This is a genomic window from Deltaproteobacteria bacterium (assembly GCA_019308905.1).
Taxonomy (GTDB): domain Bacteria; phylum Desulfobacterota; class BSN033; order WVXP01; family WVXP01; genus JAFDHF01.
On the sequence record JAFDHF010000021.1, the window covers coordinates 29,755 to 51,125 of the forward strand.

Genomic DNA, 21,371 nt, shown 5'->3' on the forward strand with positions numbered 1-21,371 from the left:
CCGTCCGGAGAGCGAAACCCGCGTTTTTTGGTGACGACGAAGTGCACGGAGGTTTCCGTCTCTGCCGGGAGAATACCCTGAAAGTCGTGAACTGCTGTCACCGCCCGGGATCAAACCTTCCCCATGGCCTTCTTGGCCAGGGCGGCACGGACGATGGCTTCTGCTTCCTCCTCGATCCTCTTGAGATGTTCTCTCCCTTTGAAGCTTTCCGCGTAGATCTTGTAGATCTCCTCCGTGCCCGATGGACGGGCGGCGAACCAGCCGTTTTCCGTGACGATTTTGATGCCTCCGATGGGGGCACCATTGGCAGGCGCACGGGTGAGTTTGGCGATGATCCGGTCTCCGGCGAGTTTTTCCGGCGTAACCATTTCAGGGGAGAGCCCTCTGAGGGCGGCCTTTTCCTCCGTTGTGGCGGCCGCGTCGATGCGCTCGTAAACGGTGAGGCCGAATTCTTCTTCGAGCTCCTTGTAGAGCTGGGCCGGGTTCTTGCCCGTCTTGGCGGTAATCTCGGCAGCCAAGAGATCCATAATGATCCCGTCTTTGTCCGTAGTCCAGACCGTGCCGTCTTTTCGCAAGAAGGAAGCGCCGGCACTCTCCTCTCCGGCAAAGCCGTAAGAGCCGGAAATGAGACCCTCCACAAACCACTTGAAACCCACGGGAACCTCGTAGAGCCTTCTGCCCAGGTGGGCCGCCACCCGATCGATCATGGAGCTCGACACGAGCGTCTTGCCCACGGCGGCATCCCTTGGCCAGCCCGGTCGGTTCCGGAAGAGGTACCAGACGGCAACGGAGAGATAGTGGTTGGGATTGAGGAGCCCACCGGTCCTCGTCACAATACCGTGGCGGTCAAAGTCCGTGTCATTACCGAATGCGATATCGAACTTGTCCTTCAACCCGATCAAACCAGCCATGGCGTAAGGCGAGGAGCAGTCCATGCGGATCTGGCCGTCCCGGTCCACGGTCATGAAGGAGAAGGTCGGATCGACGACCCGGTTCACCACCTCTATGGCGAGGCCGTATCGGTCGGCAATGGGGTCCCAATAGTCGATTCCGGAACCACCGAGCGGGTCTGCCCCGATTCTCAGCCCTGTCCTTGCTATGACCTCCATGTCGATGATGCTCTGGAGGTCCTCCACGTACGGGATGACGTAGTCGTACTGGTGGGTGGAGCCTGCCTTGAGGGCCCTCTCGAAGGGTATGCGCTTGACCCCTCCAAGCCGGTTCCCGAGGATTTTGTTGGCCCTGTTTTCGATAACCCGAGTTGTTTCCGCGTCCGCGGGCCCACCCTCGGGGGGGTTGTACTTGAATCCGCCGTCCTGGGGGGGGTTATGGGATGGGGTGATGACCACGCCGTCTGCGAGCCCGTGTTTCCTGTTCCGGTTATATGTCAGGATGGCGTGAGAGATCGCGGGGGTCGGAGTATAGCCGAAGCCCCTTTGGATCATGACCGTGACCTCGTTTGCGGCAAAGACCTCGAGTGCGCTTCTAAGGGCCGGTTCGGAAAGGGCGTGGGTGTCCATGCCCAGAAAGAGGGGGCCGGTGACGTCCTTGGACTGCCTGTATTCGGAGATTGCCTGACTGATGGCCAGGATATGGTCCTCGTTGAAGCTGTTTTTCAGTGACGAGCCCCTGTGGCCCGAAGTACCGAACACGACCCTCTGGGACGGGTCCGAAACGTCTGGCTTGCAGGTGTAATACGCTGAGACAAGCCTGGGGATACTGACGAGCAGTGACCTCGGCGCAGGCTTTCCGGCAAGCGGATGCAAAGGCATTTTCTCCCCCGCAAATGGATTCTGTGAACTGTATAACAGAGATCTCCCGGAAAATCCAATCCGTCTTTTTCGTCATCTGCTTACGACAGAAAAGTCGTGTCCGTGTTTATGGGCCGTGCCAACCGATTCTCCACCGCCGCTGTCCCGGACCTTTCCCAAAAGCCTCCGGATTCGATGACCTTTAGTTCACAAAAGAGTTCGCTCGGATTGTCGGGTAGTATAGAAAAATCCTCGAAAGTTCAAGATGTTATCGTATATTTTACGAGTCGATTACTGGCGGCATACCGATTGCTACTCTCCTAGTGAGTAGTGTGCGGCAGACGGGATTTGGTGGTATGGGAGGAGGGCTTTGGGAAAGCCTGTTTTCATCTCGGTGAGGGCCTTCCGTAACGGAACACCGGTCGAGGTCTGCAGCCGGGCACGGGCTGGTGCTTGGGAGGGAAACACGTAATGGGTCAATCCGAAAAATTGGGCAGGACCATCACGCGGGACAGGTTCGACGCCGTACTCTTCGATCTTGACGGTGTCCTGACCGATACGGCCAAAGTCCATGCGGCCTGCTGGAAGAAGATGTTGGACGATTACCTCAAGGAGAGGGCCGTGGAGAAGAACGAACCCTTTCGGCCCTTTGACATCGCGACCGATTACAGACGGTACGTGGATGGGAAGCTCCGTTGCGAGGGGGTCCGGAGTTTTCTTGAGTCCCGGGGCATTGAGCTGCCCTACGGCGACCCGGATTCTCCGCCTGGCCGAGAAACGATATGCGGCCTCGGCAACCTCAAGGACCGGCTGGTAAAAGAGGTCCTCGATTCAGAGGGTGTCGAGGCGTACGAGGGGTCCGTGGCCTTTGTCCGTCACCTCCGCAGCCGGGGGTTCAAGACGGCGGTCGTTTCGGCGAGCAGCAACTGTGAGGCGATTCTCAAGGCCGCGAGGATCACAGAACTCTTTGACGTGAGGATCGACGGCGAGGTCGCCGCTCGTCTGCAACTCGCCGGCAAGCCGGCACCGGATACATTCCTCAAGGCGGCCGACCAACTCCACGTTGAGCCCGCGCGGGCGGTAGTCGTTGAGGATGCGATCTCCGGCGTGCAGGCGGGGCGTGCCGGCGGTTTCGGGTTGGTTGTTGGCGTTGACCGGAAGGGCGATGCCGATGCCCTGAGAGAGAACGGGGCCGAAATCGTCGTCTCCGACCTCGGCGAAATGATCCCTTGAACCGGCAGGGCCTGGATCCGGAAAGCGGCGGGAATCGCGGTGGACACAGAGGAGCGGTCTTCTGGCTCCTTTGGCCCTTGGCTGTCTTTGTTTTTGAGAAGGAGAACCAATGATCAGACGCGAGATTCGGGAACCTCCTGAGTACGTCTATCCGGCGGATGATTGGAGGTTCGTGGAGAGGAGATTCTATCCCCGTCTCCTGGCCCAGACCGAAACCCTCTTCTCCCTGGCCAACGGTTACCTCGGCATGCGGGGGACCTTCGAGGAGGGAAAGCCTGCCTTTCAGAACGGGACCTTTGTAAACGGATTCTACGAGTCGTGGCCCATCGTCTACGGAGAGGAGGCTTACGGGTTTGCCAAGACCGGCCAGAGCATCGTGAATGTGACGGACACCAAGATCATCAGGCTCTATGTCGATGATGAGCCATTCTACCTTCCCACTGCGGATCTTCTCGGCTTCGAGCGCGTGCTCGATATGAAGGCCGGCACGCTCGATCGGGAGGTGCTCTGGGAGACGCCGTCGGGGAAGCGTGTCTCCATCAAATCGCGGAGGCTCGTCTCTTTCCAGCACCGGCACCTGGCAGCGGTGTCCTATGAGGTGACGGTCGTGAATGCCAGGGCCCCGGTGGTTATTTCATCGGAGATGGCCACAGACCGGACCAATCTGTCTGAGGACAGCGATCCTCGCCGGGCCCGGGGGTTGAAGGACCGGGTTCTTGTGCCCAGGGTGAACTACGCCAAGAATTACCGCATCGTGTTGGGTCATGCGACCGGCAGCAGCAAGATGACACTGGCCTGCGGTATCGACCATGTAATGGAGACCGAGTCCGCCTCCTGTTCGTGCAAGACGGAGCCTTCCGAAGACGGGGGCAAGGTTGTTTTTTCGGTCGATGCACAACCCGGCATGCCCGTACGGATTACCAAATACATGAGCTACCACACGTCGAGAAGCGCCCCTCCGGAAGAACTCTGCGAAAGGGTGGAGCGGACCCTGGACCGAGCCCTGAGCCATGGATTCGGGGATCTGCTGGCAGGACAGCAGGAATACCTGGATGATTTCTGGCAGAGGAGCGACATAGAGATTGAGGGTGCCCACCCCAAAGCCCAGCAGCTCATTCGCTGGAATCTTTTTCAGATCCTCCAGGCTTCCGGTCGCGCGGAAGGTGCGGGTGTTCCCGCCAAGGGGCTCACGGGCCTGGGTTACGACGGCCACTATTTCTGGGATTGTGAGATATATGTGCTCCCGTTCCTCATCTACAGTTCGCCGCGAATAGCCAGGAACCTGCTGAAGTTTCGCCACAGCATGTTGGGCAAGGCCAGGCAGCGGGCACGGGAGGTGAACCAGAAAGGAGCTCTCTTTCCGTGGCGCACCATAAACGGTGAGGAGGCCTCGGCGTACTATGCCGCTGGAACCGCACAGTATCACATAGATGCCGACATCATGTTCGGCCTGAGAAAGTACGTTGAGGCGACAGGAGACAAGGCGTTCCTCTACCGGGAGGGTGCCGAGATGCTGGTGGAGACCGCCCGCCTCTGGCGGGATCTCGGGTTCTTCTCGAAAAGAAGGGGCGGGAGGTTTTGCATCCACGGTGTGACAGGGCCGGATGAATACAACACGGTCGTGAACAACAACACCTACACCAATCTCATGGCGCGGGAGAACCTGCGGTACGCGGCGGCGACGGTCGAATCGCTGCGTAGTGAGGACCCGGAGCGTTTTGCGGCCCTGGTGGACAGGACGGGCCTGGATCTTTCCGAGGTCGAGGAGTGGGAAAAAGCCGCGGACAGGATGTATGTTCCCTTTGACGAGAAGCTGGGAATCCATCCGCAGGACGACAGCTTCCTCGACAAGGAGGTCTGGGACTTTGCCGATACCCCGGCAGACAAGTACCCCCTTCTCCTCAACTATCATCCTCTCGTGATATACCGGCACCAGGTGATCAAACAGGCGGATATCGTGCTGGCCATGTTTCTTCTGGGACAGGATTTCTCGCAGGAGCAGAAAAAACGCAACTTCGACTACTACGACCCATTGACCACGGGGGATTCCTCACTTTCGGTCTGCATCCAGAGTGTCTTGGCCTCGGAGATCGGCTATCCGGAACAGGCCATGGAGTATTTCACTTACGCGGTGCTCATGGATCTCGCCGATGTGGCAGGTAACACCCAGGACGGAATCCATATTGCCTCGGTGGGCGGAACCTGGATCTCCCTGGTATATGGATTTGCGGGCATGAGGGATCATGAAGGGCGGATCTCCTTCAACCCGAGGCCGCTGCCCGGGAAGGCGAAGCGGATTCGGTTTCCTTTGAGGATTCGCGGCCAGGTGCTGGAAGTGGATGTCGGCCGAGAGTCTGTCACGTACTCCTTGCGGGAAGGTGGGAGCCTGGTTATCCGGCACGAGGACGAAGAGATCCGGCTCTCACCGGGCATTCCTGTTACCAGAACGCTGCGCTCTTCGCGAAGGCGTGGGGCTGCGAAGGCGCGATGAACGACGGGACATTTTCGTGATGGTACTGGCGGGCTTTATGCCTGACCGAGGCATGAGGGGGAGCAAAAGCTCCGGCATTTTGACATCAGGATTTGGTTTGGGATCCGGATCCTGAAATCACCGGAATAGATCGGGGGTTGATCCATGAAGGTCGGTGTAGTGGGAAGCGGGTTTGTCGGCAGCACGGGGGCTTACGCCATTGCCCTGAGCGGGGCCGCAAGCGAGGTGGTTCTTCTCGATCTCAACGCAGACCTGGCACGAGCCCAGGCCGAGGACATACTCCATGCGACCCCTTTCGGCGGGCCGGTGCGTATCTCTGCCGGGGACTATCCCCAGCTCAAAGGAGCGGGCCTTGTGGTGCTTGCCTGTGGAGTGGGCCAACGGCCCGGGGAGACGAGACTCCAGCTTCTGGAGCGCAACGCAGAGGTGTTCGGGAAGGTCATCCCCCGGGTACTTGAGTATGCCCCGGAAAGCATGCTACTAATTGTTTCCAACCCCGTGGACGTAATGACCCAGGTCGTTACGCGGATCTCGGGCCTCTCTGCCGGGCGGGTCATCGGGTCTGGAACCATCCTGGACACGGCTCGATTCCGCACCTTGTTGGGAGAATATCTCGGGGTCGCACCGCAGTCGGTTCACGCCTACGTACTGGGCGAGCACGGGGATTCAGAGGTGCTGGTCTGGTCGAGCGCCAAGGTGGGGGGTGTCCCCCTGCTTGACTTTGCCGAGCAGAGCGGCCGCCCGGTGACCGAAGAGATCAAGTCGAGGGTGGACGACGGTGTGAGGCGTGCGGCTTACCGCATAATCGAGGGAAAGGGGGCGACCTACTATGGGATCGGAGCCGGAATCGCCCGGATTGCCCGAGCCATTCGTGATGACGAGCGGGCGGTTCTCACGGTCTCCGCCTTCACCCCTGAGGTCGAGGGGGTCGAAGAGGTGACCGTGTCAATCCCGAGAGTGGTGAGCGCCATGGGTGTTGTGGCAACGCTTCCGCCCGCGCTTTCCGAAAAGGAGCACTCGGAACTTCGCAAGAGCGCGCAGATCCTCAAGGAGGCAGCAAGCGCGATCGGATACTGAAAGAAAGGATGGTGACCGATGTCTGGACAAAATCGCACACAGATCACGAATGTCATGGCCCGTGAAATTCTCGACAGCCGTGGCAATCCCACCGTGGAGGTGGAGGTGAGGCTGGCCTGCGAGATCACCGCGAGGGCTGCCGTACCCTCTGGAGCCTCCACCGGCTCCCGTGAGGCATTGGAGTTGCGTGACGGCGATCCCAAGCGCTTCGGTGGCAAGGGGGTGCTCAAAGCGGTTGACAACGTCAATCGTCCCATCAACGACGCCTTGAAGGGCCGGGATGTGAGGGACCAGGCGGCAATCGACAGGGCGCTTATCGAGCTGGACGGAACTGCCAACAAGGCCAAACTCGGAGCCAATGCCGTTTTGGGCGTCTCTCTGGCCGTGGCCAGGGCTGCGGCGATGGCGGCCGGTCTTCCCCTGTACCGGTACCTCGGTGGGGTGGGGGCTGTCCGGCTTCCCGTGCCCATGCTCAATGTCATGAACGGTGGGGTCCATGCCAGGTGGCAGGGTGCCGACTTTCAGGAGTTCATGATCGGTCCTTATGGGGCAGGGACCTTCCGTGAGGCGCTGCGGTGGGCCAGCGAGATCTATCAGGCCCTCCGGTCGGTGCTGATGGAAGCGGACCACCATGTAGGGGTAGGTGATGAGGGAGGATTCGCCCCTAGGGTATCTTCCAACGAGGAGCCCTTGGAGTTTATCGTCAAGGCTATCGAGAAGGCCGGCCTCAGGCCCGGTGAAGACGTGGGCATCGCCCTCGATCCTGCATCGAGTGAGTTTTTCGAGAACGGTACTTACAGGCTGCGCACCGAGAAGCGTACCTGTACCGCTGGCGAGATGGTGGACTACTACGAGAAGCTCGTCAGCACCTATCCCATCTGCCTGCTGGAAGACGGGCTGGCCGAGGACGACTGGGAAGGCTGGCAGATACTCAACGGGCGTTTGGGCGGCGTGATCGAACTGGTGGGGGACGACCTCTTTGTCACCAACGTGGAGTATATCGCCAGGGGCATCCGCGAGAAGACGGCCAACGCCGCTCTTATCAAGCTCAACCAGATCGGTACCCTGACCGAGACGATTGAAGCGGTAAGGATGTGCCAGCGGGCAGGATGGGGGGCCTTTGTCTCCCACCGCAGCGGCGAGACGGTGGACAGTTTCATCGCCGATATGACCGTGGCCCTGGATGCGGGGCATCTGAAAACCGGCGCTCCTGCCCGGGGAGAGCGTGTTGAGAAGTACAACCAGCTCCTCCGTATCGAGGAGGATCTGGGTAGCACTGCACGGTATGCGGGCAAGGAAGCCTTTGTGAGACCGGTACGATTCTGACAAAGATTGGGAGAATGGTCGGCCGCACGGATCAAAACGATCCCGGTTGAAAGAGGTGACTCCTTATGAAAAGGGTTGTACTGCTCCGCCACGGCGAGAGCGAGTGGAACAGGGAGAACCGGTTTACCGGCTGGACAGACGTCCCGCTGAACGAGAAAGGAATCCAGGAAGCCGTCGAGGCCGGCCGCATCCTGAAGAGGGAGGGGTACGTCTTCGACATCGCCTATACCTCGGTACTCAAGAGGGCCATCAAGACTCTCTGGCTTGTGCTCGAAGAGATGGATCTCATGTGGATCCCTGTCTACCGGAGTTGGCGCCTCAACGAACGGCACTACGGAGCTCTCCAGGGATTGAACAAGGCGGAGACAGCTGAGCGGCACGGGGTGGAACAGGTCAAGCTGTGGCGCCGCAGCTACGATGTCAGGCCACCCGCCCTCACCCGCGACGATCCGCGCTACCCGGGCAATGACCCGCGCTATGCAGATCTCTCCGTCGAGGAGCTTCCCCTCACGGAGTGCCTGAAAGATACGATTGACCGCCTTCTTCCCTATGCAAGGGAAGAGATAGTTCCGGCGGTGCAGTCGGGCAAGCGCGTACTCATCGCCGCCCACGGCAACAGCCTGCGGGGTCTCGTCAAGTACATCGACCGGATTCCTGACGACAAGATCGCCGGTGTCAACATCCCTACGGGGATTCCTCTGGTCTACGAACTCGAGGACGATCTGACGCCGATACGCAGCTACTACCTGGGGGACCCCGAGGCGGTCCGGCGGGCTACCCAGGCCGTTGCGAACCAGCTGCAGCAGAAGCCGTAGCGAGCCGCCCCGTTTTGCAACTCGTGAGAAGAACTCAAGCCCGGGTGGGGCCCGTTGCGGAACGGCAGGTGTGGGAAAGGGAGCCCGGGATTTGTCTTGCACAAAAGGCAAAGGACCCTATGGGAGTCCATAGGAATAGGCTGGGTCAGGCTCGATGCCGACCATGATCCTTTCTCCCGCAGGACTCAGCCAGTAGTTCAAGGTGCTGGACAGGATGAGGTATCCTCTCACCGGACCGTCTTTATCGCCGATTTCGACGGTTCTGTAATACTTGATGCGGTCTTGGAATTCCTCCACATACACACTGGGAGAGTCCCTTCCAACCCTTTGGGTGAACTTGAGGTTCTTCATGAAGACCTTTCTACCGTCGTCGGGGATATCAAACAGGACCGCGTAAGAGGAGGACATGAACCTCCTGTACACGGTGACGTCGTATTTCTGGTCCGGAATCGCGGATGGATCGATGGGAGTCCGTGTCAGGTGGCTGCTGCACCCTCCCAGAGCGAGTCCGACCGCCGCAATCGCAACAGGCAACATACTCCTCCTACTCATCGGCTTCCTCTCCGGACGACTCGACCCTTGAAGCCTGCGGAGGCCTTGGCGAAACGGATTCGGCCGGTGCCCCTGATCCCAGGAGAACGGCCAACCACCGGGTCTCGTCGTTGCTCTGAAGAGCGATTTTCGCGGTCATGGTCAGGGGAACAGAAAGCAGCATTCCCACCGGGCCCAAAACCCAACCCCAAAAGACCAGGGAAACGAAAACGACCAGGGTCGACAGGCCCAGTCCCCGCCCCATGAAGCGCGGTTCGATCACGTTCCCTATCACGACGTTTACCAGCAAGTATCCGAGCCCGGCCAGCAGAGCCGATCTTACCCCAAGCTGGACAAAGGCCAGAAGGACTGCCGGAACCGCGGCGATGATCGAGCCGATGTTGGGCACAAAGTTGAGCAGAAAGGCCAAAAGGCCCCACAACAAAGGGTAGTCGACACCGAGGACTGCAAGCCAGATAGTGATGCAGATACCCGTTGCGAGGCTCACCAACGTCTTCATTGCCATGTAGTGTTTCACATCATCTATGACCCTGTCGAAAGCGCCGAGCGATGGATCGGAGTCGTTCATGATGGCGCGGAGTTTGGCTGGAAAGCTCGAGGCCTCAAGGAGAATGAAGATCACTGTCAGCAGTATCAAGAAGGCGTTGGTGAGGACCCCGCCCAACCGGCCGAGAGTGCTCGCCACGAGCCGCATGACCACTCCAGGATTGAAATGCTTCAGGAGGACCTGATCGGAAACCTTGACGCCCATATCCCTGAGCCAGGGTATCAGAGCCGCTGCTTCCTCCTGCAGCCGTGTCTGATAAAGGGGCAGATTTCTGGAGAAGTCGCTGAGCGAGGCTCCGATAAGGGTGCCCATGACAAGCCCGATTCCCATGATTGCACCTATGACGATCAGCAAAGCCACGGCCGTGGGAAGGCCCCTTCGCCGCAGCCAGAACATGGGAGGGGCACATATGATCGCAATAAAGGCGGACAAGAGGAAGGGTACGAGCAGAGTTTCGGCAGCCCGCATTCCCGCCACAACGACCACGAACGCCGCCACGGCGATGAGAATCCGGAACCCCTTTGACCTAGAATCGTCTTGGTGCATGTGTGTCCGGTTGCGAGGCCATCGCTTCGCTCAAGAGCCTGCCCTGAACCGGGGGAACGGACAGGCCCGAGCGGTTCCACCTGAGCGGGCGAGCGAAGAATCTGAGATTTACAAGCAGAGGGATTCTTCGCCGCTTCGCCTCTCAAAATCGCAAATTGTCGGTTCAGGGATAATTTAACCCATTTCCGTCCTCAATATCCAGGCCGGAGGTGCCGCAGGTGCAAGTTGCTCAGAAATCGATCTGGAAACGGCCCTGGAAGATATCTGCCCGCCCTTTGTCAACCAGGGGGGGATTGGCACGGTCCTTGGCGCGGGCCCGCACATAGTTGACCATGAGTCGGACGTCGGTGAGGAATGACTCGGGACGTGCCCTCTATCTCGTATGACCGTCGCTGCCCAAGACATCGGTGAATTGGTGGCCGTATGAGAGGCCCACGTGGAGGAGGCTTCTGCCCTGGTCTGTGTACCATGGAAGCCCCGTGATGCGGGCTGTGAGGTCAAGGCCGTTGATCCCGCTTATTCGATCCCTGGCCTCTCCCAGCTCACTGCCCGAATCCGTGTTCAAAAACCCGCCCACAGCCCAGGTCATCCGCTCGTCCAGGGCTGCCCTGTTATACGTGATTCCTATGTTCCGGCTCGGCGAAAACGCCTTGGTCGGCAAGGCCCTCTCCATGAAGGTGCTGTTTGTCAGGGAGGCGATGTTTTCCAGTGAGATTGGCTCCTTCTGGTTGCCGAATACGAATGGCCTGAGAAAGGGAATCTTCGTGATGCGAAACAGGTTGTCCTTTATTTCGGCCACATTGGCAAAATCGATGTGGAGCTTGAAATCGAAGGCATCGTATACCCTTCCCAATACATAGACGCGCATTTGCCGGAGATCCGTTTCAGGGCCGTCCAGGCCTGGAAAGGCCGTCTCCAACTCTTGATCGGCGTCGATATCCCCGGCATCGAACAGGATTCTCACGCCGATTTTGAGATCAAAATTCCTCCGGGGGGAGACTATGCGGAGCCCCTCATCCCAGTATGACCTGGCACCTGTTATCGGCTCGGTCACACCCTGTTTTGCTTTCTCTAAGAAATCATGGTATGGAGCGGCAATGCTCTGGAATCCTGGAGGACCGGCTTGTACGGGGCCGGGCCCGGCATCCCCGGTACCACGAGCCAAAGCCTGTTGTACCCGGCAGAAGGGCTATGCCCTCGTCGAAGGGGGGCTCGGCCCGTTGGGCGGTGCCGCTCCGGGACAAGGCTTTCCCCGACGCGGGGCAACTTCGGGAGGCCGGAGAGATTGACTTTCAGAGATTTGATTGGTAGAATCGACACATACAAAGGAGGCGGCGGGTCTGCGACAGGTTTCGCTTTTTTTGCAACCCGCGCCGACCGGAGGAGATGGCGAAAGGGGTGTCTGCGGCACGGTTATCCTCCTGGAGTCTGTGAGAGAAGCCGCGTGGGGATTTGCCTTGGTGGTTGTTTGGTGGGTGTAGCTCAGTTGGTTAGAGCACTGGGTTGTGGCCCCAGAGGTCGTGGGTTCGAGTCCCATCACTCACCCTGGTTTTGCAAGGGCTGGTGGTCTGACTGTCCATAGGGCGGTTGATGGTGTTGCACTGCGAGGATATGCGCCCGTAGCTCAGCTGGATAGAGCGTCGGACTTCGAATCCGCAGGTCGGGGGTTCAAATCCCTCCGGGCGTACCACTTGGGCTCTCTGGGAAGATTTCCAGCCTCGGGTTGAACGGCAGGGGCAGCGGCCGGATCTGACCATAGAGCATGTCGGCCGTGCAGTGAAAGAGGCCTTGGGGGGTGAAGAGATCTACCGCCTGTCCACATTTATAGGTATGAGCCGGGCAAGACCGGGCAGCTTTCTCTCGGCCCTTGTGAGTGCCTCTCGGATCAGGTCTAACTCCTCGAAAGTAGGTCTTTTTGTTGCATAGGGGGAACGTGGCTGCCCTCCAGTCGCTCTCTGCTCACGGTGGTCTATGGATTCAACGGTTCTGTTTATCCACATGATTTCCACGGGTGTTGCAGGCCATTTGACCAGGCGCTCGACAATCCCGGGACATGGGGAGATTGTGTTTCGTAAAGAGGCCGAACGGTGAATCTCGAACCCTTGGACAGAATGGATGCTTCCACTCTAAGGGAGTATGTGGAGTTCTTACTGTGGCATTACCGGGTGGTGGATGCTTTCTGGTTTATTTACATGGAGAGGGAATTCGGCCGGCAGGTGGCGGAAAAGATCAATGCCAGGGTCTGGGAGAAAGTGGCCGGAATGGCCGCGAGGGATTTGATACGGCGGCTGGAGATCAAGGAAAAGGGGCTCGCCGGGTTCGTGAGAACTCTGAAATACTTTCCATGGCAGATGTTGGCCGGTTACGACATCGACCAGACAGACGAGGAGGTGATCGTCTCCGTGCCCCGCTGTCCTGCCCAGGAGGCGAGGCTCAAACGGGGGTTGGGGGAGTATTCGTGCAAGGAGATGCACTGGGGTGAATTCAGGAGTTTTGCCGGCGAGGTCGACGAGCGGATCCGGGTTGAGTGCGTCTTTGCCCCACCTGATCCTCACCCTGAGGACATGTTTTGCAAATGGAGGTTCACCCTGGCCGGAGGCAAAGAGGGCTCCGATTTTTCGAGTATTGACACGGACTAGCCAAATGTGGATAATATATTACGAGTCCTGGCCTACGAGAGATCGCATGTGGCTGGGTCGCTCAGAATCTCGAAATCCTCGAGGGATCCCGGAGCAAGTCCTTTTGCAATGCTTTCCCAATAATAAATGGGATTAGGACCCGTTAGCTCAATTAGGCAGAGCAACTGACTCTTAATCAGTAGGTTGGAGGTTCGATTCCTCCACGGGTCATCGGGTTTTTCGGAAAAGAGTTAAGAGGCGTGGAGAGCGTTCTCTTAACTCTTTTTGCGAGGGTGGCGAAACTGGTAGACGCGCTGGATTTAGGATCCAGTGGTGAAAGCCGTGGGGGTTCGAGTCCCCCCTCTCGCATGGTTTCGCCGGGATGTTCAGATGGACCGGGATGGGAGGTAAAGAGAGTCGGACATGGATGTCAGGGTTGAGGAGCTTGGACCTACTCGGAAGAGAATCCACGTCGTCGTCCCTCAAGAAGCCGTCAAGAAGGAGATCGAGGACGTCTACGTCGCGTTGAGAAAGACCGCAAAGGTCAAGGGGTTCAGACCCGGCAAGATTCCCCGCGAGATCCTGAAGCGCTACTATAACGATTACGTGACAGAACAGGTCATCTCAAGGCTCATCGAGAGTACCTACAAGGGAGCTATCTCGGAAAGCAAGATTCTCCCCGTTTCTCTCCCGAATCTGGAGAACGAGGGTTTGACCGAGGGAAAACCCTTCAGGTATTCTGCTGTCGTGGAGGTGGAACCCGAGATCAAGGTGGATGACTATGTCGGAATCCCTGTGACCAAAGGGGAGATAAGGGTCGAAGAGAAGGAAGTCGCCGAAAGACTCGCCCGGCTGCAACAACTCCACGCTCAGTTGAGGAGAATCGAAGAGGAGAGGCCTGTCCGGGAGGGAGACTTCGTCCTGATCGATTTTCGGGGAACCATGGACGGCAAGCCTTTCAAGGGCGGCCAAGGGCAGGGGGTCTCCGTCGAGATAGGAGCGGGCAGGTTCGCAGGGGAGATAGAGAACGGCCTGGTCGGGGCCCGGTGTGATGAAGAGAGAGAGATAGAGGCAGTTTTCCCGGAAGACCATAGGGACAGGGCGTTGGCCGGCAAGAAAGCCTCTTTCCGTGTGAAAGTCAGGGAGATCCGCGAGAAGGTGATTCCCCCGTTGGATGATGAGTTTGCAAAGGATCTGGGTTCCGAGTCGCTGGAGGAACTGCGGGAAAAAGTCAGAGGGGAGATTGAAGAGGAGAAGCGACTCGAGGTCGAGAGGGAAATGAACGAGCAGATTCTCGATCATCTGATCGAGAAAAACCGGTTCGAGGTCCCCCAGAGCATGGTGGAAAGGCAGATCGACGCCTTGATTCGGGAACTCAAGCTCGGGCTGGCATACCAGGGGGTTGAATTGAACTCAGCCGCACTGGATGAGGAGAGGTTGAGGGAGGATTACCGGGAAAGGGCGGTCCGGCTGGTCAAATCGACCCTGCTTCTCAACAGGATTGCCGAGATGGAGGGGATCGAGGTCTCTCAGGGGGAGCTCGACCGGGAGTTTGAAGGGATTGCCGGGAGAGCGGACCGGACCAAGAGCCAGGTGGAGGCGTACTATTCGAAAGAGAACCGCGCAGAGGGTCTTAGAGCCAGGCTTCTCGAGGAGAAGACGCTCCGGTTTCTCCGCGAGAAAGCTCGGGTGACCGACCTTCAAGGAAAAGTGCGTGGCGGGGAGCAGTGATGGCACTCATACCGATTGTAGTTGAGAGGGACGGCCGTGGAGAGAGGGCTTACGATATCTATTCCAGGCTCCTGAAAGAAAGGATCATCTTTGTCGGGACGGCGGTGGACGATGACGTGGCGAATCTCGTTATCGCCCAGATGCTCTTCCTGGAATCCGAGGACCCGGATAAGGACATTCATCTCTATATCAATTCCCCAGGAGGGGTTGTCACGGCAGGACTTGCCATTTACGATACGATGCAGTATATCAAGCCACAGGTCTCGACGTTGTGTATGGGACAGGCCGCCAGCATAGGTGCACTGTTGCTGTCGGCAGGCCAGGAGGGCAAAAGGTATGCCCTTCCCCATGCGCGTATCCTCATCCACCAACCCATGGGAGGGTTCCAGGGTCAGGCTTCGGACGTGGATATTCAGGCCAGGGAGATTCTCCGAATGAGGGAGGAGATAAACCGTATTCTTTCCAAGCACACCCACCAGACATTGGAGAAGATTGAGAAGGATACGGACAGGGATTTTTTCATGACGGGCGAGCAGGCAAAAGCTTACGGCATCATCGATGAGGTCGTCGTGAGAAGGCCTGTCTCCCCGAAAGAATCATGACATCGTTGGAGGGATACGATGGCGAAGGACAAAGAGAGCGGTAACCCGGGGTCGATTCTCCACTGCTCGTTTTGTGGGAAGAGCCAGGATGAGGTAAGGAAGCTCATTGCGGGTCCGACCGTGTACATCTGTGACGAGTGCATCGAACTGTGCAACGAGATCATCGCCGAAGAGACCGAAGAAGAGAGGCTGATTTCTTCAAAGGTGGCCGTTCCGAAGCCTGCAGAGATCAAGGCACGATTGGATGAGTATGTCATCGGTCAGGAAAGGGCCAAGAAGATACTCTCCGTAGCCGTCCACAACCACTACAGGCGGATCGATACAAAGGTGAGCCTGGGGGACGTGGAACTCCAGAAGAGCAATATCCTCTTGATCGGTCCCACCGGGTCGGGCAAGACCCTGATGGCCCAGACCCTGGCCAAGATTCTTGACGTTCCTTTTACCATCGCCGACGCCACCTCTTTGACCGAGGCGGGATACGTGGGAGAGGACGTAGAGAATATCATCCTGAGCCTTCTCCAGACAGCGGACTACGACGTGGAGCGCTGCCAGCGCGGGATTATCTACATCGACGAAATCGACAAGATATCCAAGAAATCCGACAGCCCCTCGATCACCAGGGACGTCTCCGGAGAAGGGGTCCAGCAGGCCCTCTTGAAGATCATCGAGGGGACCGTGGCCAGCGTTCCACCCAAAGGCGGTAGAAAACATCCCCAGCAGGAGTTTCTCCAAATCGATACAACCAACATCCTCTTTCTCTGCGGGGGTGCTTTTGTCGGACTGGACAAGATCGTGGAACAGAGGGTGGGCGGCAAGACCATGGGATTCGGGGCCGACGTGAGCGAGAGGAGAGCGCAGGATGGTTCATCCATCCTTAGGGAGGTCCAACCCGAGGACCTGCTCAAATTCGGACTCATTCCGGAGTTCATCGGCCGCCTCCCGGTCATTGCGACTCTCGAAGAGCTGAGTATCGACGCCCTTGTGGATATTCTCGTTCGGCCTCGTAACGCGCTGGTCAAGCAGTATCAGAAGCTCTTCGAACTCGAAAACGTCACGCTGAAGTTTACCGACGGCGCGCTGAAAGCCGTGGCCAGGGAGGCTGTGAGGAGAAAATCCGGGGCGCGGGGCCTCCGGGCCATTCTCGAGAACGTCATGCTCGACATCATGTACGACATCCCATCCGAGAAAAATATCAGGGAGTGCATTATCAGCGAAGAGGTAATCCAGAAGAACGAAAGCCCGATTGTTCTCTACGAGAGCGAGGCTGAGGTAGCCTAAAATCTCCTCAATCTTCCAGCCCCAAGATCCGATATGTAAGGTGAGATCACCGGGCCGGAGGACAATTACGCTATGGGTCAGCCTCGCGCTAAAGATCGATCTTCGAGTTCCCGCCGTCATCAGATCCTTCCCCTTCTTCCATTACGGGACATCGTGGTCTTCCCTCGAATGGTCGTTCCCCTCTTCGTGGGAAGGGAGAAATCGATTCGTGCCCTGCAGTTCGCCCTGGACAACGAGAAGAGGGTGATCCTCGCGACACAGAAGGACGCCGGACAGTCCGATCCTGCAGCAGATGACATCTACAGGGTGGCTGTCCTTGGATCAATCGTACAGCTGCTCAAACTCCCGGACGGGACCGTAAAGGTGCTGATGGAAGGGCAGGAGAGGGTCGAGATCGACAGGTTTGTTCCTGCCGGGGATTTTCTCCAGGCAGCGGTCAGTCCGTTGAGGGCTGACGAGCCATCTTCTCACGAGGTGGAAGCGCTTCTTCGCTCGGCCAAGGAGGCTTTCAGGAATTACATACGATTGAATCCGAAGGTTCCGCCTGGGATTCTGGAAACGGCCTCTCAGATCAGAGACCCCGGCATACTGGCCGACTATCTGGTAGCCTATTTCAACTTGAAAATCGAGGACCGACAGAAGCTGCTCGAGACAGCAAGCCCTGCAGGACGGTTGGAATGCCTGCTTGGTTTGATTGAGGGGGAACTCGAAATCCTTCGGGTCGAAAAGAAGATAGAGTCAAGGATCAAGAAACAGATAGGGAAGACCCAAAAGGAATACTATCTCAACGAGCGGATCAGAGCGATCAGAAAGGAACTGGGGGAGAGGGACGAGTTCAGCCGTGAATTGAAGGAGCTCGAAGACAGAATCAGGAAAGGGCGGATGTCCAAGGAGGCATCACAAAAAGTGGAAAAGGAATTCAAGAAGCTGAGGTTGATGTCTCCCAGTTCTGCCGAGGCGGCGGTTGTAAGGAGCTACATCGACTGGCTCCTCTCCCTGCCTTGGAACCGCTACACAGAGGAAAAGACAGACATCGAGGAGGCGGAGAGCATCCTGGAAGCGGACCATTACGGGCTTAAGGATGTGAAAGAAAGGATACTCGAATACCTGGCCGTTCAGAGGCTGGTGGACAGGATCAAGGGACCCATTCTCTGCTTTGTAGGACCTCCCGGAGTCGGCAAAACTTCCCTTGCAAGGTCGATCGCCCGGGCCACGGGGAGGAATTTCGTCCGTCTCTCTTTGGGAGGTGTTCGTGACGAGGCGGAGATCAGGGGACACCGGCGGACATACGTGGGGTCGATGCCGGGTAAGATCATCCAGTCCATAAAGAAGGCCGGTTCGAGTAACCCGGTTTTTCTCCTGGATGAGGTGGACAAGATGAGCGCAGACTTCCGGGGAGACCCGTCGGCGGCACTGCTCGAGGTTCTGGACCCGGAGCAGAACCAGAGCTTCAATGACCATTACCTCGGTGTGGACTATGATCTGTCGAGGGTGATGTTCATCACGACAGCCAACACTCTTCAGGCCGTTCCTCCGGCCCTCAGGGACAGGATGGAAGTGATAAGGATCGCCGGGTATACCGAGCTGGAGAAGCTCAACATCGCCAAACGGTTTCTGATCGTCAAGCAGAGGGAGGCTCATGGACTTTCACCGGAAAATCTCCGGTTTTCTGAGGGTTCCATTCAGAGGATCGTTCAACTCTATACAAGGGAAGCGGGTGTGAGAGATCTGGAACGGCGGATCGCCTCTATCTGCCGCAAGGTGGCCAAGCGTGTGATCAAGGAGGGTCAGGGCGCCCGGGCCAGGATCACAGCTCGAAGCCTCGAAAGATACCTCGGCATCCCCATCTACCGGGACGCAAGGGGAGAGAAAGAGGACCAGATCGGGATGGTCAACGGATTGGCCTGGACCGAGGCGGGCGGCGAGCTGCTTGTGACCGAGGCGACAGTAGTGCCCGGAAAGGGAAACCTGATCATCACCGGGAAGTTGGGTGAGGTCATGAGGGAGTCGGCCCAGGCTGCCATGACCTATGTCCGGTCTCGGGCAAAGAACCTGGGACTGGAGAAGGACTTCTACCAGAAGGTGGACCTCCACGTGCACATTCCCGAGGGGTCGATCCCGAAGGACGGTCCGTCGGCGGGTATTACCATTGCCACGGCGATCGTCTCTGCTCTTACCCGGGTTCCCGCTCGGAACAGTGTGGCCATGACCGGAGAGATCACCCTGCGGGGCCGGGTGATCCCCGTGGGTGGGCTCAAGGAGAAGATTCTGGCGGCCCATCGGATGGGAATCAAGACTGTTCTGATACCCAGAGAGAACCTGAAGAACACCGAGGAGATCTCACCCAAGATCCGCAAGGCCGTTGAGCTCGTTCCTGTGGCCCACATGGACGAGGTCCTGAGAAGGTCCCTTGCTCTCGATGAGCCGCGGGTATTGAAGGAGGAGAGGGAGGTCATGGCAGAACCCCTCTTTGCTCCCCCGCCGCTGACCACGGCAGAGGAAAGTTCCCTCGTGAGGCATTGAGACGGGCCGTTGACAGGGCCGATCCGCATGAAGGGCGGGGTTGTGGCAGCCCCGGAATCTTTTCGAAAAGCCCTTTGATCTTGAGGGACCTTCACGGTATAATGAAAATATCGGCTTCTTGGGGAGCCCGAAAGGTTTGTTTGTTCGAGAGACCTCAGGACTTTCTAGGATCCTGAGGTTTTCTTTGTCTTTTTGAAATTCCGGTGATGATCGGCTGGGATACTCCCGGCGGGGGCGTGTTGTTCGGCCGCGCATGAAAGGCCGTCTGCGAGCCTTCCGGGTTTATCGGCAGATCAAACTCGGAAAAGAAAAGGAGAAGTTCATGGAGATTGCAAAACCGGGAGATCAGGTCCAGATCCATTACACCGGCCGACTGGAGGACGGCACGATTTTTGACAGCTCCCACGGCCGGGCTCCCTTGAAGTTCAGTGCCGGGGGCAGTGAGGTGATCCTGGGTGTGAGCGAGGCCGTCTTGGGCATGCGGCCCGGTCAGTCGAAAACCGTCACCGTGGAACCTGAAAGCGGGTACGGAGAGCGCCTTCCCGAACTCGAACAGCGTGTTTCGCGCAACATGGTGCCCGAGGGCGCCCAGGTTGGAGACCCGCTCCATGCAGAGGTCAAAGGCGAAACCCTTGTGGTATGGATTACGGAACTCGGCGAGGATTTTGCAGTTCTCGACCTGAATCATCCCCTTGCAGGGCATACCCTCACTTTTGACATAGAGTTGGTCGCGCTGGAATCGAAGTAAGACCGACCTGGCGGCGGACACCGGACTCATGTGGAGCAGAGCGGGCCCCGCAGAGGCCGGGGTGGGTTCGTTGGAGACTGGGGTTTTGTAGATCCGTCGTATTCGAAGGGAGACAATGTAATGGAACCAAAGGTTAGGAGATTCTTTTGTGGGCTTGCGGTCGTCTCGATCCTTGTGGGTGCCGGTTTCTCTGTAGCGGAAGATGAGAGACTGCCATCAGAGAAGAAGGTCGCCGTGGTGGACGGTTCCGCGATCACCGAGGAGCAGCTTGACACGGAGATGAGCCGTGTACGGCAGATGTTCGCCAGCAGGGGGAGGCCTCTCAGCGATTCCCAGCTCTCGGCCATAAGGAAGCAGGTCCTGGAAAGCCTGATAAATCGGGAGTTACTTTACAGGGAGAGCCAGAGAAGAGCCATCAGGGTCGACCAAACCGCGGTCGACAAGGAGATGGACAATCTGAGAAAGGGGTTTTCCAGCGAAGCCGAATTTAAGAGTGCCCTGAGCCAGATGAATCTGGGCGAAGATACCCTTCGGTCTCAGATCGAGCGAGAGATGGCCATCCAGCAGTTGATAGACGGGCAGGTTTCTGGCAAGATCACTGTCTCTGAGAAGGAATGCAGGGAGTATTACGACAGCCACCCCAGGTTCTTCAGACGGCCGGAGCAGGTGCGGGCCAGCCATATCCTGGTCAAGGTCGATCCGCGGGCAGGCGAGGCGCAGAAGGCCGAGGCACGGAGGAAGATAGAATCGATTCAAGAGAAGCTGCGCAAAGGCGGGGACTTTGCGGCTCTTGCCAAGGAGTTCTCCCAGGGCCCGAGTGCTCCCAGAGGAGGAGACCTCAACTACTTCAAGCGGGGAGACATGGCAAAGCCTTTTGAAGACGCGGCCTTCGCCCTAAAACCGGGCGAAGTGAGCGATATAGTCGAGACCAGGTTCGGGTACCACATCATAAAAGTGACGGGAAGGAAGCCCGAAACGACGATCGCCTATGATGACGTCAGGGAAAAGATCGAGGCCTTTCTCAGGAGCGAGAAGACCCAGCAGGAGACAAAGCGGTACATAGAGCAGCTCAGACAGAAGGCAAAGGTGGAAAGATTTTCCGACTAAGGCCGTCGTACGCGGGGTCTGATCTGCAAATTGAACCTTGGCGTGCCTGTGCCATGAAAGTGGGGTAGATGCTGGTCTTCGGCTCGACTTTTTTTCGACAGTTGGAAGCCCGAAATAGGGCATATTTTACCATAACCTATTGAAATCGTTAGATGCGGTTTTTGAGAATGAAAAAAGTGTAATGCCAATAATAGTAATTTGTTTCTTGACATAATTGATTCTTTCTGGTAGATATGAAATGTCATGTTTACCAGACTCAAGAAGCTCAAGACCAAAAAGACCGTTCACGAATACCTTCAGATTGTTGAAAGCTACCGGGAAGAGGGAAAACCCAAACAGCGTGTCATTGCGACCCTGGGCCGGATGGACCGGCTTTTGGAAGGAGGTCGTCTGGACGGGCTGATTGAGAGTCTGTCGAAGTTCTCC

At 57.6% G+C, this 21,371-nt stretch carries 17 protein-coding genes and 4 tRNA genes; 17 read left to right on the plus strand and 4 right to left on the minus strand.

Going from position 1 to position 21,371, the window contains the following annotated elements:
• Nucleotides 1-110: 110 nt before the first annotated feature.
• A complete protein-coding gene (locus JRJ26_08815; GenBank protein MBW2057581.1) occupies nt 111-1,772 on the minus strand; it encodes an alpha-D-glucose phosphate-specific phosphoglucomutase in 1,662 nt (553 codons plus the stop codon).
• A gap of 450 nt (nt 1,773-2,222) precedes the next feature.
• Between JRJ26_08815 and JRJ26_08820 the strand changes: the two genes are divergently transcribed.
• The 5 genes from JRJ26_08820 (at nt 2,223) to gpmA (ending at nt 8,693) form a co-directional block, all read left to right on the plus strand.
• A complete protein-coding gene (locus tag JRJ26_08820) occupies nt 2,223-2,984 on the plus strand; it encodes a beta-phosphoglucomutase family hydrolase (GenBank protein MBW2057582.1) in 762 nt (253 codons plus the stop codon).
• Between the two features lie 109 nt (nt 2,985-3,093).
• Nucleotides 3,094-5,475: a glycoside hydrolase family 65 protein gene (locus JRJ26_08825; protein MBW2057583.1), complete on the plus strand. Its 2,382-nt coding sequence runs from the start codon at nt 3,094-3,096 to the stop codon at nt 5,473-5,475.
• A gap of 144 nt (nt 5,476-5,619) precedes the next feature.
• Nucleotides 5,620-6,552 carry an L-lactate dehydrogenase gene (locus JRJ26_08830; GenBank protein ID MBW2057584.1) on the plus strand — a complete coding sequence of 311 codons (933 nt, stop codon included), beginning with the start codon at nt 5,620-5,622 and terminating at the stop codon, nt 6,550-6,552.
• 18 nt (nt 6,553-6,570) lie between these two features.
• The gene (gene eno, locus JRJ26_08835) at nt 6,571-7,878 is read left to right on the plus strand and encodes a phosphopyruvate hydratase (GenBank protein ID MBW2057585.1); all 1,308 of its coding nucleotides are present in this window, start codon (nt 6,571-6,573) and stop codon (nt 7,876-7,878) included.
• Nucleotides 7,879-7,943: 65 nt separating this feature from the next.
• On the plus strand, nt 7,944-8,693 hold the full coding sequence (gpmA, locus tag JRJ26_08840; GenBank protein ID MBW2057586.1) for a 2,3-diphosphoglycerate-dependent phosphoglycerate mutase: 750 nt from the start codon (nt 7,944-7,946) through the stop codon (nt 8,691-8,693).
• A 117-nt stretch (nt 8,694-8,810) separates the two neighbouring features.
• On the opposite strand, the gene JRJ26_08845 is transcribed toward gpmA, so the two are convergent.
• The 3 genes from JRJ26_08845 to JRJ26_08855 form a co-directional block, all read right to left on the minus strand.
• Nucleotides 8,811-9,245, minus strand: coding sequence for a hypothetical protein (locus JRJ26_08845; protein ID MBW2057587.1), 435 nt, complete (start codon nt 9,243-9,245; stop codon nt 8,811-8,813).
• Nucleotides 9,238-10,338, minus strand: coding sequence for an AI-2E family transporter (locus tag JRJ26_08850; GenBank protein ID MBW2057588.1), 1,101 nt, complete (start codon nt 10,336-10,338; stop codon nt 9,238-9,240). The genes JRJ26_08845 and JRJ26_08850 overlap by 8 nt, the downstream gene beginning before the upstream one ends.
• A gap of 373 nt (nt 10,339-10,711) precedes the next feature.
• A complete protein-coding gene (locus JRJ26_08855; GenBank protein MBW2057589.1) occupies nt 10,712-11,392 on the minus strand; it encodes a hypothetical protein in 681 nt (226 codons plus the stop codon).
• A gap of 417 nt (nt 11,393-11,809) precedes the next feature.
• Here JRJ26_08855 and JRJ26_08860 point away from each other — a divergent pair.
• The 12 genes from JRJ26_08860 to JRJ26_08915 all read left to right on the plus strand — a co-directional run.
• Nucleotides 11,810-11,883, plus strand: a tRNA-His gene (locus tag JRJ26_08860).
• A gap of 68 nt (nt 11,884-11,951) precedes the next feature.
• Nucleotides 11,952-12,028: transfer RNA gene (locus JRJ26_08865), tRNA-Arg, on the plus strand.
• Between the two features lie 421 nt (nt 12,029-12,449).
• Nucleotides 12,450-12,977, plus strand: a complete 528-nt coding sequence (locus JRJ26_08870) for a hypothetical protein (protein ID MBW2057590.1) — start codon at nt 12,450-12,452, stop codon at nt 12,975-12,977.
• Nucleotides 12,978-13,113: 136 nt separating this feature from the next.
• Nucleotides 13,114-13,187: transfer RNA gene (locus JRJ26_08875), tRNA-Lys, on the plus strand.
• Nucleotides 13,188-13,243: 56 nt separating this feature from the next.
• Nucleotides 13,244-13,325: transfer RNA gene (locus JRJ26_08880), tRNA-Leu, on the plus strand.
• 54 nt (nt 13,326-13,379) lie between these two features.
• Entirely contained in the window at nt 13,380-14,687 is a 1,308-nt protein-coding gene (gene tig / locus JRJ26_08885; GenBank protein MBW2057591.1) for a trigger factor, read from the plus strand.
• On the plus strand, nt 14,687-15,289 hold the full coding sequence (gene clpP / locus JRJ26_08890; protein MBW2057592.1) for an ATP-dependent Clp endopeptidase proteolytic subunit ClpP: 603 nt from the start codon (nt 14,687-14,689) through the stop codon (nt 15,287-15,289). The genes tig and clpP overlap by 1 nt, the downstream gene beginning before the upstream one ends.
• A gap of 18 nt (nt 15,290-15,307) precedes the next feature.
• A complete protein-coding gene (gene clpX, locus JRJ26_08895; GenBank protein MBW2057593.1) occupies nt 15,308-16,567 on the plus strand; it encodes an ATP-dependent Clp protease ATP-binding subunit ClpX in 1,260 nt (419 codons plus the stop codon).
• Nucleotides 16,568-16,639: 72 nt separating this feature from the next.
• On the plus strand, nt 16,640-19,090 hold the full coding sequence (lon, locus tag JRJ26_08900) for an endopeptidase La (protein ID MBW2057594.1): 2,451 nt from the start codon (nt 16,640-16,642) through the stop codon (nt 19,088-19,090).
• A 322-nt stretch (nt 19,091-19,412) separates the two neighbouring features.
• A complete protein-coding gene (locus tag JRJ26_08905; GenBank protein ID MBW2057595.1) occupies nt 19,413-19,838 on the plus strand; it encodes a peptidylprolyl isomerase in 426 nt (141 codons plus the stop codon).
• Between the two features lie 120 nt (nt 19,839-19,958).
• On the plus strand, nt 19,959-20,945 hold the full coding sequence (locus JRJ26_08910; GenBank protein MBW2057596.1) for a peptidylprolyl isomerase: 987 nt from the start codon (nt 19,959-19,961) through the stop codon (nt 20,943-20,945).
• A gap of 243 nt (nt 20,946-21,188) precedes the next feature.
• The coding region (locus JRJ26_08915) for a transposase (protein MBW2057597.1) at nt 21,189-21,371 on the plus strand (183 nt) is incomplete at its 3' end.